General features: G+C 63.3%; 15 protein-coding genes and 1 pseudogene. 1 reads left to right on the plus strand and 15 read right to left on the minus strand.

Features of this window, described 5'->3' with window-relative positions:
- Nucleotides 1–72: 72 nt before the first annotated feature.
- From ACG873_RS13560 to ACG873_RS13615, 12 genes and pseudogenes are all read right to left on the minus strand, one after another.
- A pseudogene (locus tag ACG873_RS13560) lies at nt 73–1142 on the minus strand (sugar ABC transporter substrate-binding protein).
- 216 nt (nt 1143–1358) lie between these two features.
- Complete coding sequence (locus tag ACG873_RS13565; protein WP_394892355.1) at nt 1359–2243, minus strand: AraC family transcriptional regulator; 885 nt, start codon at nt 2241–2243, stop codon at nt 1359–1361.
- A gap of 215 nt (nt 2244–2458) precedes the next feature.
- Complete coding sequence (locus ACG873_RS13570) at nt 2459–3289, minus strand: SMP-30/gluconolactonase/LRE family protein (protein WP_394892357.1); 831 nt, start codon at nt 3287–3289, stop codon at nt 2459–2461.
- A gap of 26 nt (nt 3290–3315) precedes the next feature.
- Nucleotides 3316–4335: a hypothetical protein gene (locus tag ACG873_RS13575; protein WP_394892359.1), complete on the minus strand. Its 1020-nt coding sequence runs from the start codon at nt 4333–4335 to the stop codon at nt 3316–3318.
- Complete coding sequence (locus ACG873_RS13580; protein WP_394892360.1) at nt 4332–4469, minus strand: hypothetical protein; 138 nt, start codon at nt 4467–4469, stop codon at nt 4332–4334. Before ACG873_RS13580 ends, ACG873_RS13575 begins: the two co-directional genes overlap by 4 nt.
- A gap of 3 nt (nt 4470–4472) precedes the next feature.
- Entirely contained in the window at nt 4473–5678 is a 1206-nt protein-coding gene (locus ACG873_RS13585) for a CaiB/BaiF CoA transferase family protein (RefSeq protein ID WP_394892362.1), read from the minus strand.
- Nucleotides 5679–5710: 32 nt separating this feature from the next.
- The gene (locus tag ACG873_RS13590; protein WP_394892363.1) at nt 5711–6496 is read right to left on the minus strand and encodes an SDR family NAD(P)-dependent oxidoreductase; all 786 of its coding nucleotides are present in this window, start codon (nt 6494–6496) and stop codon (nt 5711–5713) included.
- 16 nt (nt 6497–6512) lie between these two features.
- Nucleotides 6513–7508, minus strand: coding sequence for an ABC transporter permease (locus ACG873_RS13595; RefSeq protein ID WP_394892365.1), 996 nt, complete (start codon nt 7506–7508; stop codon nt 6513–6515).
- On the minus strand, nt 7492–8112 hold the full coding sequence (locus ACG873_RS13600) for an ATP-binding cassette domain-containing protein (protein WP_394892367.1): 621 nt from the start codon (nt 8110–8112) through the stop codon (nt 7492–7494). Before ACG873_RS13600 ends, ACG873_RS13595 begins: the two co-directional genes overlap by 17 nt.
- Complete coding sequence (locus tag ACG873_RS13605; RefSeq protein WP_394892369.1) at nt 8012–9022, minus strand: sugar ABC transporter ATP-binding protein; 1011 nt, start codon at nt 9020–9022, stop codon at nt 8012–8014. Before ACG873_RS13605 ends, ACG873_RS13600 begins: the two co-directional genes overlap by 101 nt.
- Nucleotides 9012–9992 carry an ABC transporter permease gene (locus tag ACG873_RS13610; protein WP_394892371.1) on the minus strand — a complete coding sequence of 327 codons (981 nt, stop codon included), beginning with the start codon at nt 9990–9992 and terminating at the stop codon, nt 9012–9014. The genes ACG873_RS13605 and ACG873_RS13610 overlap by 11 nt, the downstream gene beginning before the upstream one ends.
- A gap of 78 nt (nt 9993–10070) precedes the next feature.
- Entirely contained in the window at nt 10071–11096 is a 1026-nt protein-coding gene (locus tag ACG873_RS13615) for a sugar ABC transporter substrate-binding protein (protein ID WP_394892373.1), read from the minus strand.
- A gap of 163 nt (nt 11097–11259) precedes the next feature.
- Between ACG873_RS13615 and ACG873_RS13620 the strand changes: the two genes are divergently transcribed.
- The gene (locus ACG873_RS13620) at nt 11260–11946 is read left to right on the plus strand and encodes a GntR family transcriptional regulator (RefSeq protein WP_394892374.1); all 687 of its coding nucleotides are present in this window, start codon (nt 11260–11262) and stop codon (nt 11944–11946) included.
- A 22-nt stretch (nt 11947–11968) separates the two neighbouring features.
- Here ACG873_RS13620 and ACG873_RS13625 read toward each other — a convergent pair whose 3' ends face one another.
- The 3 genes from ACG873_RS13625 to ACG873_RS13635 are packed head-to-tail and all read right to left on the minus strand — an operon-like array spanning nt 11969 to nt 15747.
- Complete coding sequence (locus ACG873_RS13625; RefSeq protein WP_394892376.1) at nt 11969–13729, minus strand: CoA-transferase; 1761 nt, start codon at nt 13727–13729, stop codon at nt 11969–11971.
- 3 nt (nt 13730–13732) lie between these two features.
- Nucleotides 13733–14581, minus strand: a complete 849-nt coding sequence (locus ACG873_RS13630; protein ID WP_394892378.1) for an IclR family transcriptional regulator — start codon at nt 14579–14581, stop codon at nt 13733–13735.
- Nucleotides 14582–14583: 2 nt separating this feature from the next.
- Nucleotides 14584–15747, minus strand: coding sequence for an ABC transporter substrate-binding protein (locus ACG873_RS13635; RefSeq protein ID WP_394892380.1), 1164 nt, complete (start codon nt 15745–15747; stop codon nt 14584–14586).
- Between the last annotated feature and the right edge of the window lie 60 nt (nt 15748–15807).

The raw sequence follows: 15807 nt of genomic DNA on the forward strand, positions 1-15807 counted from the left end.
CCGCGCTATCTGGTTATAAAATCATGCCGATTGTCCGGCCACCTGAGCGGCGGCCGGACAACCGTATCGCCATCAGTTGATGATGCCGAGCTTTTTGCAGCCTTCGATGTAGCGGTCGACGCAAAGCTCTTCCGCGGTATTGATCTTCTTGTCGATTATCTCGGCCTTCAGGTTCTCGGCCGTGACAACCGCCGGGGTGAAGAGCTGGGATGGCGTGTCATACAATGTCATCTCCGCCTTCGGCGTTTCGCCGGCGAGAAGCTGCATGGCGACGTTCGCCGCCGCGGCCGCGACGATCTCGCTTGGCTTCGAGATGGTGTTGTACTGATCACCGGCGATGATAAGCTGCAGCGCAGCAATTGTCGCGTCGTTGCCGGTGACGGGCGGAACCGGGTCCACGCCGGCCGCCTTGAAGGCTGCGATTGCCCCACCGGCAGTGCCGTCATTTGCTGCCACCACGCCGAGAATGTTCTTGCCGAAACGCGTAACCTGACCGCTTGCCCACTGCTGCGCCTTCGGCGGCGCCCAGTCCGGCGTGTCGAATTCCGCGAGGATCGGATAGCCGCTGTTGTCGAGGCCGGCGTGGATTCCTTTTTGATCAGGCCGGCGGCAGCATCGGTCGGCGAACCGTTGATCTGAAGTACTCCCGTACCCTCGGCGGCGGTCACGTTCATCGCCTTCAAGTGCTGAACGAGCGAATCGGCAATCGCCTTGCCGATGCCTTCATTGTTGAACGACACGTAGAAATCGGCCTTGGCGTCCGGAATCGGCCGGTCGTAGGCGATGACCTTGATGCCTTGGGCCTGCGCCTGCTTGACCAGAGAAGCGGCCGCGGTCGAGTCGACCGGGTCCAGAACGATCACCTTCGCGCCCTGCGAGATGACCGAGTTGAACTGCTGCTGCTGCCGCGACACATCGGCATCGGCATTCTGGTAAAGGACTTTGCAGTCCGGGCAGAGCTTGGCCATTTCCGCCTGGAAGCCGGGATAGTCATGCTCTTCATAACGCGTGGAAGCCTGGTCGGGCATGAGGAAGGCCACCGTGGCGTCGGTAACGGCGGTCTGGGCAAATGCCGATGCGCTGCTGAGCAGAGATAGGGCCAGCACAGCGATGCCGGTCGACTTCAAAGGAAATCTTGTCATTCCATCTTCTCCCTAGAGGTTATGATTGCAGGAAAGTCGTTTCGCTTTCTGGAACAGTCCCGCCGCTGTGATCTTGCGGGCGGGGCTGGTTATGGTGGTTTACCGGGGCGAAGGCCTGCCTAAACAAATTTCGGGACAAGCGCTCTCCATCGCGGACAGCGTCACGCCATCCGCGCCGTTCTGCCGATCGATGTTTCTCCTCCCTAACTCCTCCGTTTATGCGGCTCTCGCCGTGTTGATGTTGTCGGCCAGAAGTTTGCGAAACTTGGACGGCGGCATGCCCTTCTCCGCCAGGAACTGCCGGTTGAAATTCGAAAGATTGTTGAAGCCGACTTGAAAGCAGATGTCCGTGATCGATGCCGCTTCCTCGCTCATCAGGATCTGGCAGGCGAGATTGATGCGCAGTCGTTTCACATATTGCACCAGCGACATGCCGGTGTGGCGACGGAAGGCCCGCGAGAAAGCCGCGGTCGATTGGCCGGCAATGGCCGCCAGATCCGATTCGTCGAAAGGCTGCGTGAGGTTCTGGCGGACATAGGCGAGGGCCTTGTTGATGCCGGCCGACATGTAGCCCGGCGGATCGGGCAAATAGCTGGCGCTGGCGAGCATCCTTGTGTCTTGCGCGCGGCTCAGCGCGCCGGCGATCATCATGAAGAGCTCGATGCGGCGAACACCCTGCGCCTGCATCAACTCTTCCATCAGCGGCGCTACGCTTTTGCTGGTCTTGTTGGTGAACAGCACGCCGCGCCTCGAAGCTTCCAGAACTGCGCCGAGCCCACCAAGTTCTGGCAGGACTTTCATGGCGTCGCCGATGAAACTCTCGCTGAACTGGATGATGCGGCCGCGAAGCGGGATGCTTGAGCCTTTGGGGATGTCGCTCACCCAATTGTGCGGAAGGTTGGGTCCGGTCACAACCAGATTGCCGGGCTCGAACTCGCCTATGAAGTCACCGACGAAGTAACGGCCGCTGGTGGCGACAACCTGATGGATTTCATATTCCGGGTGAAAGTGCCAGCGCACAGTGCGGAAGGGATAGCCGTGAGACCAGGCCGTGAAGGATTCGCCACGCCGTATCTGAACGACTTCCAGGTCCGGTTCCAATACCGTTTCCTCCGGGCCGCCTTGCGTTTGTCGCCGCAACCGGCCTGCGTTTCCCAATCGGCCGGATGCTTCCGGCTCTCAATGTGGAGGCAATGCTAGCCAAGCGGCAAATCAGGCGCCACCACGAAACAGGCAAGCTGATGATACTTTTTTGACCTCGCTGAGGGTATAAATTGCCGTTAGGCGAAAGCCAACATGCCTCGCGGTCCATGCGGTCACAGCCCGGAAAGGTCGATCTCGGTGATGTGCCAGCGTCCTAGATTGGCCGAGTAGAGCTTGTTTCCCTTGAGCGCGACATTGGTCGGGTGGGCGATCGTCGTCGCGTGCGGATCCTCGATCAGCACTTCGAGCTTCCTGCCCGGTTTCATGCGATAGATTCGGCTCGGCTCATAGCAGGAAATGTATAGCGTTCCGTCCGGCGCGACCGCCACACCGTCCGGCACGTTGTTCACGTCGCGCGCGATCACCTGCGGCGCCCCGGCCGATCCATCGGCTTCAATGGGCACAAAGCTCACCTGCATGGCATCGCTTTCGACAACAAAAAGCCCACTGCCGTCCAGCGCCATCGCCATGCCGTTGGCGAAGTCCATCGGCGCCCTGCTCCAGATGCCTCCCTCCCCGGTGCGGAGGTTGAAGCGGAAGATGCCTGGGCCGATGTTGTTGTTGCCACGGCTGTCTGACACGTAGAGCCAATTGCGCGCCTCATCGACCACCGGATAATTCGGAACCAGGATGCCGGACGAAGCGAAGCGCTCGACCCGGCCGGTCCCGGCGTCATAGCGGAAGATTGCCGCGTGCTTGAGGTCGCATATGAAGCAGTTTCCCTTGGAATCGAAAGTGATTCCCAGCGCAAAGCCGCCCGTGCCGCCCATGCGCTCGACACTGGAGCCGTCCGGCGCGATGCGCAGCAATTCGCCCAGTTCGTTGCCGCACCAGATCGAGCCGTCGGCGTGGATCGCGACACACTCCGGATGCGCGACGCGCGGATCGGTGAATATCCCGTCGAAGAAGACACGCGCGGCGCTCATATCCAGCAAGGCGGTCATTGCAAGGTCTCTCCCAGCGAGCGACGTCAGAGCGCCTCGGCTTCGATGCGGTAGCGGGTGGTGAAAATTTCGCCGGCGGCGAAGGCGCGCGCGGTCGGCGTGCCCGACCTGGCCACCGGATTGTCGGCGAGCGCGGTTGCCGGCCCCAAGCCGAATGGCGAGCAGATCGGCTCCATGCCGAGCGCCAGGTGCCGGCCGTTCCACGGCGCCATCCTGCGCCCGCGATTGGATATCCAGAGCAGTAGGCTCGGAAAGTGCTCCTTCTGCCAGGAGAGCCTGACGCGGTAGTCTTCGGCCTGATTGGCCAGCGCCACCGATCCGTCAATGCCGTTGAGTTGCAGGAGCTCTTCGATAGCCGCCGCGAACGGCAGCCGGCTGGCGTCGATCGTAGCGCCATAGAGGCCGGGAACGGCCGTCAGGCTGGTAAAGACCTGGTCGACCGCAAAGAGCGCCGCGTCGGGCTCGACGACGCCGGGATTGGTACGACCGTGATCGAACCGCGCCGGCTCGATCATGGCCTGCCTTGGCTCTGGCGGCAGCTTGAACGTCGGGTGCAGGCCGATCGGCAGGCGGCAGGCTTCGCGAGCTTCGATCCTCAGTTCGATGTCGACCGCCGGTCCATCGGGGTCCGGCATGACCGTACGTTCGAGCCGCCGCACCGGACTGGTCTGGGGATAGTCGATCGACAGCCGAAGACTGCAGCCATCGCTTGCTTCCCAACGCCAGCAATGGTTGGAACCATGGCCATGCACCTCCTCGTCCGGGGCCGCGGGGTGCATCAGCGCCACCCATTCGGCGGGCGCTCCATCGCCCGGCACCGAATAGCCGAACGGCACACACGGCCATTCGCCGCGCAACCGCCGCAGGATGCCGGGAAGCTCATCGGCTCCCGCCTCTTCGGCCCACGGCGCGATATGCATCGGGCTCACCTGCCGGCCGTTCGGCAAAAGCAGAGTGAGTGGCGCCAGCATCGCGCCGAGCCGCTGCACAACCAGTGCGCCATGCTTCCAGCCAAGGCCGCGATAGGCGTCGTCCGGCCGGCTCATCCAGCCCCTCCGGCGACGGCGACGATTTCGCCCTGCATCTGCCGGTTCATGGCATTGAGCTGGTCGCCGCGCCGGAAGGTGACAATCGCCACCCTCCCCAACCGCTCTATAGTGAGGATCGAAAACCCAGCCATGGCTCAGGCGTCAACGACAGTCATGTCGCCTTCCTTTTCCAGAGCCGCTATGGCGTCGGCCGAAAGCCCGAACTCGGCCAGGATCTCGCGGCCGTGCTGGCCGACCAACGGCGCCGGCCTGTCGATGGTGGCAGGCGTCTCGCTCATCTTCACAGCCGGCGCGATGACCCGCACCGTCCCGGCGCGGGGATGCTCGTAGGTAGTGATCATGCCCATGTGCTTCACCTGCGGGTCTTCCGAAGCCTGGCGGATGTCGTTGACCGCCGCGCACCAGATATCCGCGCCCAGTAGCTTGGCCAGCAGCTCGTCCCGGCCGAACTTGCGCGTCTCGGCATTGACCTTCTCCCAGACCTCGTCGCGCTTGGCAAACAGCGTTTCGAGATCGTCGTAGACCGCCAGTTGCGGCGCTTCGAAGATTTCGCAGAGGGTCTTGAACGGGCTCATCGCGATCGAGATGTAGCCGCCATCCCTGGTCTCGTAGATGCCGAACGGCGCCTGCATGCCGGGATGCCCGATGCCGGAATTCGGCCGGACGAAATCCTCGCCGAGGTTCAGGACGCCGACATATTCCTGCGCGAGATGGGCCAGCATGCCGGCCAAAAGGTTGACCTCGACCTTCTGCCCCTTCCCGGTCTTCTCGCGGTAATAGAGCGCCGAGAGGATGCCGTAGACCATGTTCATCGCACCGATCTGGTCGGCCAGCCCGGCGCCCGCCGGCACCGGCGCCGCGTCGCCGCGTCCGGTATTGGCGATCAACCCCGCAAGCCCCTGGATCAGCATGTCTTGCCCCGGCCGGTCGAGATAGGGACCCTCCTCGCCGTAACCCGAGCCCGAGCAGTAGATGATGGCCGGGTTGACCGCCTTGAAGTCGTCATAGCCGTAGCCGAGCTTGGCGAGCACGCCGGGGCGGAAGTTCTGGACCACCACGTCGGCCTTCTTCGCCATATCCATGATGATCCCGTGCACCTTGCGGCTCTTGAGATTGAGCGCGATCGAGCGCTTGTTGCGGTTCCAAGCGAGGAAATTCGGGCTTTCGGAGCCGCCGACCCATTTGGCGAAAAAGGTCATCGAGCGGAACATGTCGCCCGATCCGGCGCGTTCGATCTTGATGACATTGGCGCCCATGTCGGCCAGCAGCTGGGTCGCGAACGGCCCCTGCAGCAGATGGCCGAAATCTAGGATGGTGACCCCTTCGAGAGCTTTGTTCATTATTGTTTGCTCCATTGACTGCTTGACGCGTACTAGACGAGGTCGGGTACGAAACGCGGCGTGACGCAGAGCCCGCCGTCGACGCGGAGGTCCACGCCGGTGGTGAAGCTGGCCGCGTCGCTCGCGAGATAGACCGCCGCTTCGGCGACCTCCTCGGGATTGCCGATGCGGCCGAGGGGATGCATCTTCACCCAGGCGCGGGCGACGTTCTCGCCGAGGTCGGCGATCACCTTCTCGTTCATCGGCGTGTTGATGGTTCCCGGCGAGATCGAGTTGACTCGCACATTGTGCGGTCCGAACTCGACCGCCATCTGCCGCGTCATGGCCATCACCGCGCCCTTGGCGCCGGCATAGGCTGTCCAGCCGTCGAGCCCGATATGGCCTTGCGCCGACGCCATGTTGACGATCGCGCCGCTCCGCTGCCGGATCATGTGCGGCAGGGCATATTTGCAGCCGCGAAAGACGCTGGTGAGATTGACCGCGATCAGCCGGTGCCACTGTTCGTCGGTCATTTCGTGGACCGGCATTCCGCCTATGGCGATCGCGGCGTTGTTGACAAGGATGTCGAACCGCCCGGTTTGGTCGACAGTCCTGGCGATCAGATCGGCGATATCCTTATCTTCGGCGACGTCGCAATGAACGTAGTCCGCCTTGAGCCCGGCCCGGCGTAACGTGTCCACAAAGGCGGAGCCCTTCGCATCGTCGATGTCGGAGACGAAGACATGAGCGCCTTCGCGCGCCATCGCATCGCTGATGGCGTGGCCGATTCCGTCGGCACCGCCGGTAATTATTGCGATCTTGTTTTCCAGGCGTCCCATCGTTGCACCCTTCATGTCAGCGCCGGCGCTTCATTTCATCAAAGGCGACCGCCGCGATGATGATGATGCCGGTGACCACCAGTTGCCATTCGGTCGCCAGGTTGAGCATGCCCAGGCCATTGGCGAGAAAGGAGAGGATGAGCACGCCGAGTGCCACGCCGAAAAGGCTGCCGACGCCGCCCGAAAGACTGACCCCGCCCAGCACCACTGCCGCCACCACCTGGAATTCGAAACCGAGTCCGGCCACATGCACGGCCGAACCGAGCCGCGAGGACAGCAGTATTCCCGCTACCGCAGCAAGGAGCGCGCTGATGATAAAGCAGATGAACTTGACCCAACGGACGTCGTAGCCGGCAAGCCGTGCCACTTCCTGGTTGCCGCCCACGGCATAGATCTGCCGCCCGAATGGCCGGTGGCGCATCACGTAGATGAAGGCGGCGAGCAGCACGGCGGCCATCACCGCGGGATAGGGGACGACGCCGAAAAGCCGGCCATTGCCGATCTGGTAGAAGCTTTCGAGCATCAGATCGTCCGGAATGGCCTTCTGGCCGGTGTAGAGATAGACGCCTCCGCGGATGACGAAGAGGCTGCCTAGCGTCACGATCAGCGAGTTAATGCCGACATAGGCTGCGAGATAGCCGTTGACCGCGCCCACGATGAGCGCGAGCAGCAGCGCCGCCGCGATGCCCAACTCGAGTGAACCGGTCGAATTCATGACGACGACCAATGGGATCGCCACCGCGCCGGCGAGCGAGCCGATCGAGACGTCGATCTCGCCCGAGATGACAACGACGGCCAGACCGATCCCGGCAACCATGGCAAGCGAAGCCTGCCCCAGGACATTGGTGATGTTGCGCGTGGTGAGGAAGTTGTCCGACGCCAGCGAAAAGAAGGCGACGAGCAGCACAAAGCAGATGAGCAACGCCACTTCGTTGCGGCGCGACAATGCCACTGCGAATTCCGAGACGCTGCGCGGCCCGGCAGCCGCGGACAGGCTAGGCGATTGCGGCATTTAGGATCTTCTCCTGGGTAGCTTCATCGCGCGACATGGTGGCGGTGATCCGCCCGTTCGCCATTACCGCGATGCGGTCGCTGAGGCCGAGCAGTTCGGGCATTTCGGAGGTCATCATGATGACCGCCAGCCCTTCGCCGGCCAACCGGTCGATCAGCGCGAAGATTTCGGATTTGGCGCCGACGTCGATGCCGCGGGTTGGCTCGTCGACGACGATGACCTTGAGCCCGCGCATCAGCCAGCGGGCCAGCAGAACTTTCTGCTGGTTGCCGCCCGAAAGGTATTTGATCTGCTGGTCGAGGTTGGGGGTCTTGATGCGAAACCGGTCGACGAACGCCTGCACGGCGCTCCGCTCCCGGGTTTCGTCGACAAAACCGCCGCGGGCAAAGCTTTGCAGCGAAGCTAGGCTGGTATTCTGCAGAACCGGCAAGTCGAGCATCAGCCCTTCGGACTTGCGATCTTCCGTCAAAAGACCGATCCCGAGCGACACGCCCGTCCTCGTGTCATGGGGATGCAGGGCCTTGCCGTCGATCGTGATACGGCCGGTGCGGATCGGGTCGAAGCCGACGATCGCCTTGGCAAGTTCGGTGCGTCCCGCCCCCATCAACCCGAAGAAGCCGAGTACCTCGCCGGCCTTGGATTCTGAACGAGATGTCCTTGAGTTTTGCGTCTGTCGAAAGGTCTTCCACCGAGACTATCACCTGGTCGCGGGCGGGGCCGCGCGAGCGCGGGAAGAGGTTTTCGATGCGCCGCCCGATCATGTCCTGGATCAGGCTGTCATTGGTGTGCTCGCCGATTGGCTTCGTCGAAATATGTCGCCCGTCGCGCAGCACGGTCACGGTATCGGCAATCTCGAACACTTCGTCGAGCTTGTGGGTGACGTAGACGACGGCAATGCCGAGACTGGTCAGCCGCCGGATCACGCCGAACAGCAGCGCCACTTCGTTGGGGGTGAGCGACGAGGTCGGCTCATCCATGACAACGATCCGTGCCTCATGGGCAAGCGCGCGCGCAATCTCGACCATCTGCTGCTGGCTGAGCGGCAGGCTGCCGACCTTGGCGGCGGGGTCGACATTGAAGCCGATGCGCGCGAACAGCGCGGCGGCTTCCTTGCGTATCGCGCTCCAGCGGATGGAGCCGGCCTTGTTGACCGGATATTCCTCAAGAAAGATGTTCTCGGCCACGGTGAATTCGGAGATCAGGGCTATCTCCTGGAACACCACCTTGATGCCTTCCTTCAAGGCGTCGCGGGGTGTGTGAAGCTGAGCCTCGACGCCGCCGATCCGGATCGTGCCGGCATCCTTCTGATAAACGCCCGCCAGGATCTTGATCAATGTCGACTTGCCGGCACCGTTCTCGCCCATCAGGGCGTGGACCTTGCCGGGCTCGAGGCGAAGGTCGACGTTTTCCAGGGCCAGCACCCCGGGAAAACGTTTGCCTATTCCGGCCATTTCCAGCGCCGGGATACCGGGCGTTATCTGCGGCGGCTTTTCGATTGCGAAGTCAGCGTGCATCGGACGTCCTCCGCACCAGATCGAGATAGGTTGCAACGACGATGACTATCCCAGGAACGACCATCTGCAGGTTCTGGTCCCAGCGCAGGATGATGATGCCGTTGTCGATCACCTTGAGCACCAGAACGCCCAGCAGCGTGCCGATCAGTGTGCCGCGGCCGCCCGTCAGGCTGGTGCCGCCCAGGATGACCGCAGCGACCACGGTCAGCTCGAACCCGCGACCGGCCGTCGGCTGGCCTGTGTTCATCAGCGACGACAGGATGAGACCGGCAAGACCGGTAAGGAGCCCGGTGACGACGAAGACCAGAAGCCTCAGCCGCTCGGGGCGCAGGCCGGAAAGCCGAGCCGCTTTCTCATTGGCGCCGACGGCGTATATGTAACGGCCAAGGGTCGTATGGCGCAGCACCACATAGGCGAGAATAATTATGGCGGCGGCGATTATCACCGGGATCGGGATCGGCCCGATATAACCGGTGCTGATCTCCGTGAACCCGCGCTGCAGGTGCCGGTTCTGCACTGCTTCGCGTGTGAAGAGGAACACGCCGCCCTGCAGGATCATCATGGTCGCGATCGTGGCGATCAGCGAATTGACCTTCAGCCGGGTGACCACGATGCCGTTGAAGAGGCCGACGGCCCCGCCGAAGAGGATGCCCGCCAGCGCCCCCATCGCGACGTTCCCGGTCTTGTTGGTGACGTCCATCGCCACGCATCCGGAAAAAGCCAGAGAGGCGCCAACCGAAAGGTCGACCTCGGCGGCGATCAGCAGCATGGTCATGCCCGCGGCAACGATCAGCACCAGCGAACATTGCCGCAGGATGGCGATGACGTTTTCGACCGAATAGAATTGCGGGGCGCCTATCGAGATGGCCAGGCACAAAAGCACCAGCAGGCCGATCAGGACGATCTGACTGTTGCCGGCGAGCCTGCCGACTACCGGATCCGCTTTTGCGGGTTGGATGAGATCGCTCATGGGTGGCTGCGCCGACGGTAAACGGAGGTGAAGCGGGACCGCCCGAGGGCGGGTCCCATCGGAGGCGAAGCGAAGCGGTTACAGGTCCGCCGCGGTCTTCATGCACTTGTCGGCGGGCTTCAGCGCGTTGACTGCTTCCCAGTTGATCGTGCGCGTGGTTCCTTCCACCGAGTAGAATTTTTTCCACGCGTCGCCCACCATTGGAGTGGTCGGCGAGACGATGTGCTCGGGCACCTCTTCCTTGTTGTACAGCTTGACAGCGGCGTCGATCGTGGTGAACCCCACCTTCTCGGGGAACATGGCGGCTTCGATCTTGTAGGATGGCTCTGTGCTCATCATGTTGATGAAGCCGAGGCCTTCGCCGCCGGTGCCGACGACGAGAAGTTTGTCCTGCGGACGCCCGGAAGCTTTCCAGGCCTGCAGCCCGCCTTGCGACGAAGAGTCGTTGATGCCGTAGATGATGTTGACGTCGCTGTTCTGGGCGAGCGCGGCCGCCGAGACTTCGAGCGCGCGGTCCGGGTTGCCGCCGCCGTCGAGGTCGTGGACCATGGCGGCGTCCGGAATCTCGGTCTTCAGGCCATCCATGAAGCCCTGCGAGCGCAGCACGGTGGCCGAAAGCAGCGGCAGGCCGACATTCATCACCCTGGCGACGCCGTCCAGATGCTCCTTGGCGTATTTGCCGGCTTCGACGCCTGCGTAATAGCCGGTGTCGTAGTCGCAGATGGCGACCATGGTGGTCATGCCCCTGACCGGATTGCCTTCCAGCACGAGCGGTAGGCCCTCTTCCTTGGCGCGGCGAACCAGCGGCACCACGCCTTCCTCGTTCACCGGCGTGATGATCAGGACGTCGACGCCCTGGGACATGAAGTCTTCGGCCGCGGAGACTTCCTTGGCGACGTCCAGGTTGGCGTCGCGGACTTCGAACTCGATGCCGAGCTGCTTGGCGCGATCCTCCATGCCCTTGATGACGTTCTGGTACCACTCATGCGTGGCGTAGTTCGTAACATAGCCGATCTTCTTGGGCATATCGGCGGCCATGGCATGCGCCGACATGACCGCGAGCACGGCGGATGTGGCGAGCAATTTGATTGACGACTTGATCACGGTTTTCCTCCCGGTGGGTTTTGTTTTCGCGGCGCGGGAACCGAAGAAGCTGCTTTGCTTCCTGGTCGAAACCCTTGGCCGCATCGCCGGCCATTGACCGGATTTGGCTATTAATATATTAGTACACAGAAGTTGTCTAGAGCGTCCTTTCATAGAAGCTGAGATGTCCGCCACCACACCACCACCTGCGATGAAGCCGCGCTCTACCGCGCAGAACGTGTTTGAGCTGCTGCGGCGCGACATTGTGTTCGGCGTGCTGCGGCCGCTGGAGCCGATCCGCGAAAACGAACTCGCCGAACGGCTGGGCGTGTCTCGAACGCCGGTGCGGGAGGCGCTGTTGCGCCTCGCCAATCTCGGGCTTGTCGAAATCTTTCCGCAGAGCGGTACGCGCGTCTCGCCGATCCGGCTGGAAAAGGTGCGCGCCGCGCAGTTCATCCGCGAGGCCGTCGAGGTCGAGGTGGTCCGCCGCGCTTGCCGGACCGCCACCGATGCGCACTTCGCCGAGATACGAAACCTCATCGAAGACCAGGTCGTCGCCGCCGGCCGCAACGATCTGCGCCGGCTGTTCGAACTCGACGAGGAGTTTCACCGTTCGATCCACAAAGCCGCGGACCTGCTTGCCGTGGCCGATGAGCTTGACGACCTGAAGGTGCATCAGAACCGCCTGCGCTATGTCTCGGTCCACTGGCCGCGCAGCGCCGATAGCATTATCGCCGAGCACCGCTTGATCCTCGAGGCGCTGCGCCGACGCGACGAGGAACAGGCCGCGGCTGCGATGACGACGCATTTGCGTGCCGTGCTTCCGGTGCTCGACCAGGTAGCCGGCGACGCCGATGGATCGGTCAGCTAGCCGCACCGCATTTGTCCAACTCTCATGCAGCCGCCACCACGCGCGCCGTACCCTGCCGGTCCCGTTCGAGAATTTCGTCGAGCAGCGCACCGCGGTCGCGGGCGCCGACGAATTCTAGCCGCCTGATGCCGAGCGGGTCGATGTCCTCGCGCAGCACCTTGAGTTCTTGTGCGGTGGGCAGCTCCATCGGCTTGCAGTCGACGGCGAAGATCACCTTGAAGCCGGTCTCGGCAAGTATCGTCTCGCGGCTCACTTCCGGCATGGTCTCGACCACCACCAACTGGCCATGCGCCTCGTCGAAGCGGAACACGCACAGATTGGTGACGAGCCAGACGTCCCCCGGCTGGTAGCCGGCGCGCCGGCGGTCGTCCGCGGAGATGATGCCGCGGGCCGAACTCACAGTCTCGACGCTCTCGACAAGTGCGGCCCGGCCATGGCGAGGCGCATAGACCACGTAGTTCCGGTGCATGTTGGCGACATCCGACATCCCGCCCTGCCCCGGCAGCCGCAGCCTGCCGCCCGACGGCTTGGTGAGTTCGAGATTGTTGGTTCGCCCGCGCGCATCGACCTGCGCCGCCCCGATGATCTCGTGCGTCACGAACCCGGCCTGGTAATAGGTCGAATAAGTGTCATCGCCGCCGCAATGAGCGACCGCCGTTTGCGCGTCCATGGTTTCGAGAAGGCTGAGCGTCATCGTGCCGGGGGCAATGTCGACATGCCCGCAACTGAACGTGCTGATGAAGAGATCCGGCGCATAGGTGGCCTTGGCCAGCCGGTAGGCGACATTGCCGAGCGGCGACACCGCGCCCGCGCTCGCGAAGGACTCGTTGTCGAGCATCCGCGCGATCCGCGCCACCATCAGCTCGTCGATGCTCGCGGGCGCATCCCTGTCTACCGCGTCGCTGCGGAAAGCCATGGCCGAGATCGCCTCTGCCGGAACTTTCGCGGCGCGCCGCAGCAAGTCCGACGGCGCCTGCCGCGGGCGCTCCAGCGCCTCGACCAGGCTGCCATGCCGACCGTCGAGCACGTCCCTTATCCGGCCGTAGTCGGTCGCATAGAACGGCAGGCAGGATGCGGGATAGGCGCCGCCCGGAACCTGAGCGATCGCCGTCACCAGATTGCGCGTAAGTATCGTCTGCCGCCCGCCTTGCGCCAGGGTTCCGGCCGGCACGATCTCCTCGACCGTCACCAGCACCTGCCGCGCCGCGCCGGCCATCGCCAGGTCCAGCGCCCGCGCGCCAGGGATCTCGACATTGCCGGCGCTGTCGGCCCGCGGCGCATGCAGGAGCAGGGTGTCGATGGTCTGGGCCTCGACGAGCCCAACCACCCGCCCGGTACGCTCGTCGCGATGGAACCGCACCGCCGGGCACTGCTCGAGCATGGTCGAGCCTTCCGGAAGCTGCACCGGCATGAACGGCAGGTTCTGCTGCGCCGCCCGCAATCCCTGGATCATGCTGAGAGCCGGCCAGTCGTTGACCGGGATGCTGCGAGCCTCCGCAACTTCGCGGAACTTCGGAGCGAGCCCGAATATGTCGAGGCTTGAAAAGCAGATATCGATGCTGGCGACCGCCCCGGCTTCGAGCAGCAGTTCGAGCGGCAGCCCGCCGGCCCAGGCGAAGTAGTTGAGCTTATCGACGCCGCGTCTGGCGATCTCGCGCAGGAGCGCGACCGGCAGCCGGGCGAAATGGTGACCACCCACCGACAGCCGCGTGCCCGACGCGACGCGACCTGCCAGGGCCTCGAGCGTTTCGATCGTGGGACGGTTGGATTTTACGAGGGACATGGTTCAAGCCTTCTTGCGGCCGGTGGGTTCTGGATTGAGCGCGAGGTTGCGCGCGCCGAGCTCGCTCGAAATCGCGCGGCTGGCCTCCAAGGCGAGGTCGCGTACCTGTTCGAGCGGCACGGTCGCCGCGCGCTGGGGCATGTAGGGCACAGTGAGGGCGGCGACGACATGGCCGAGATAGTCGAAGATCGGCACCGAGATATTGGTCACGCCGGTAACCGCCAGCGACTTCTTGACCTCGCAGCCCGCCTTCAAGGTCGCTTCCGCACGCGCCGCCACCTGTCCGATTTCACTCTCGGCGTGCTCGCCCCGGCGCAGCCAGGCGTCAAGTTGCTCACGCACCCGAGGCGAGGAGTAGGCATAGATGACGACGCCCGAACTCGTCTCCTCGAAAGGGAACTTTGCGCCCAGCATCACCGAATAGCGCATCGGCAGGGGTGACTCGATCTGCAGCACGATCAGCGCCTCATGGCCGCTCAGCACCGCCAGATGGCAGGATTGCAGCGCGGCCGGCGCCAGTCCCTGCATGATCGGCAGCGCGGAATCCGTGAGTTGGCGCACCGAAGGCGTCTGGTGCGCCAGTTCGAACAGCTTGAGCGAGATGCGGTACCTGTCTGAATTGGCGCGCCGATATAGATAGCCCCGTGCCTCCAGCACCAAAATCACTCGGTAGAGTTCATGCACGCTCCGCCCCAGCGCACCGGCGAGCTCGGTCAGCGTCATGCCGTCGGGTTGGCCGGCCATGAACTCTATGATGTCCAGGGCCTTCTCGGCTGCCGGCACGGAATAGCTCCGCTTGGAGCCGCCAGCGGCTTCCAGGGTTTCGATTTCGCTCTCGATTTCCTGCGTCATTGTCAGCTCGCTGCGGCCGCCGTTTCGGGGCGGATTTGCTCATAATGACCATTGAGCCAGTCGATGAACGGCCGCAGCGGCGCATCTTCGAACACGACCGCGGCGAGCCGCAGGGTCGCGTCGTGAAAGAAAGGCACAAAACCCGGATGGGTGGGACGCAGATAGGCCTGGTCCAGCACCGGCAGCGTGTTGCGGAAGAACCCGCCGGAAATCCGGTTGCATTCGTCCGATTGCCAGGCTGAGCGGCTCCCCGGCTGACCGCCGGCGCTCACATATTCGGTCGACTGGTAACGGGGCGAACACAGATGCATCGCATAGTCGAACGCTGCCTTCGGGTTCGCCGACCGGGCGCTGACTCCGATACCGGCGCCGCCGAGAATGGTGCTCGCCGGCAGATCTATAGCGATAGTCGGCGCCGCCCCGAAGGTGATGCAGCGCGGCGCGTCGACCGTCGAATAGTTCACGTAATTGAAGAGATAAGGCACGTAGGCGACATCGTCATTGGCCGCCATATGGTCGAGGCAGCGGATCGGGTTCCAATGCTTCGAATTCGGGTGCGCCGCCTTGGACAGGGCCTTGAGATAGCCCACCACGGTGCAGGCGTCGGCAAACGACAGGAAATCTCCGTGGCCGTGACCGGGCTTCAGCCCGATGCTTGCCGCTACCGAAAGCATCGTGCACATCAGGTCCGTCGGCACCGACGGCCAGCCGATCGACAACCCGTGGGCCGAGGCGCGTCCAGAGAGCGCCAGCACTTCGTCAAGCGATCTCGGCGCCGCCAGATCATGCCTCTCCAGGAGGTCGACGCGCCAGGCTGCCGTCTGCGCCGCGGTGTCGATCGGCAGCGCCCATATGCCACCATTATAGGAATAGGATCGCCACGAGGCGCCGACCGCATTTTCGCCAAACATCTGCCGGTCATGCGCATCTAGGAATTGGCTGAGATCGAGCAGCCAGTGTTTGCTGCACGCATCGCCGACGAAGGGATGGTCGAAGATCACCAGATCGTACCTGTCGGCGAAGGTGGAAAGATCCCCTTCCCCGAAGCTGTAGAGGTCGCGGCGATCCCAGCGGACTGCCTGCCCGGTGAGCGTGCGATAGGGCTCGACACTCGCCTCCAGCGGACCCCAGCAACGTTTGTGGTCCCAGGCAACCCCTGTGATCAAATCTCGTCCTCCCCTGCATCGCGACCACGACTATGCGTCAGCATTTTTGCTTGCGCAAAT

Origin of the sequence: Allomesorhizobium aridi, assembly GCF_043769475.1 — a bacterium.
GTDB lineage: Bacteria > Pseudomonadota > Alphaproteobacteria > Rhizobiales > Rhizobiaceae > Allomesorhizobium.

Coding starts and splice junctions, on each gene's coding strand:
- ACG873_RS13570 (WP_394892357.1), bottom strand. CDS start 3,289: ATGACCGCCTTGCTGGATATGAGCGCCGCGCGTGTCTTCTTCGACGGG.
- ACG873_RS13575 (WP_394892359.1), bottom strand. CDS start 4,335: ATGAGCCGGCCGGACGACGCCTATCGCGGCCTTGGCTGGAAGCATGGC.
- ACG873_RS13580 (WP_394892360.1), bottom strand. CDS start 4,469: ATGGCTGGGTTTTCGATCCTCACTATAGAGCGGTTGGGGAGGGTGGCG.
- ACG873_RS13585 (WP_394892362.1), bottom strand. CDS start 5,678: ATGAACAAAGCTCTCGAAGGGGTCACCATCCTAGATTTCGGCCATCTG.
- ACG873_RS13590 (WP_394892363.1), bottom strand. CDS start 6,496: ATGGGACGCCTGGAAAACAAGATCGCAATAATTACCGGCGGTGCCGAC.
- ACG873_RS13595 (WP_394892365.1), bottom strand. CDS start 7,508: ATGCCGCAATCGCCTAGCCTGTCCGCGGCTGCCGGGCCGCGCAGCGTC.
- ACG873_RS13600 (WP_394892367.1), bottom strand. CDS start 8,112: ATGGGGGCGGGACGCACCGAACTTGCCAAGGCGATCGTCGGCTTCGAC.
- ACG873_RS13605 (WP_394892369.1), bottom strand. CDS start 9,022: ATGCACGCTGACTTCGCAATCGAAAAGCCGCCGCAGATAACGCCCGGT.
- ACG873_RS13610 (WP_394892371.1), bottom strand. CDS start 9,992: ATGAGCGATCTCATCCAACCCGCAAAAGCGGATCCGGTAGTCGGCAGG.
- ACG873_RS13620 (WP_394892374.1), top strand. CDS start 11,260: ATGTCCGCCACCACACCACCACCTGCGATGAAGCCGCGCTCTACCGCG.
- ACG873_RS13625 (WP_394892376.1), bottom strand. CDS start 13,729: ATGTCCCTCGTAAAATCCAACCGTCCCACGATCGAAACGCTCGAGGCC.
- ACG873_RS13630 (WP_394892378.1), bottom strand. CDS start 14,581: ATGACGCAGGAAATCGAGAGCGAAATCGAAACCCTGGAAGCCGCTGGC.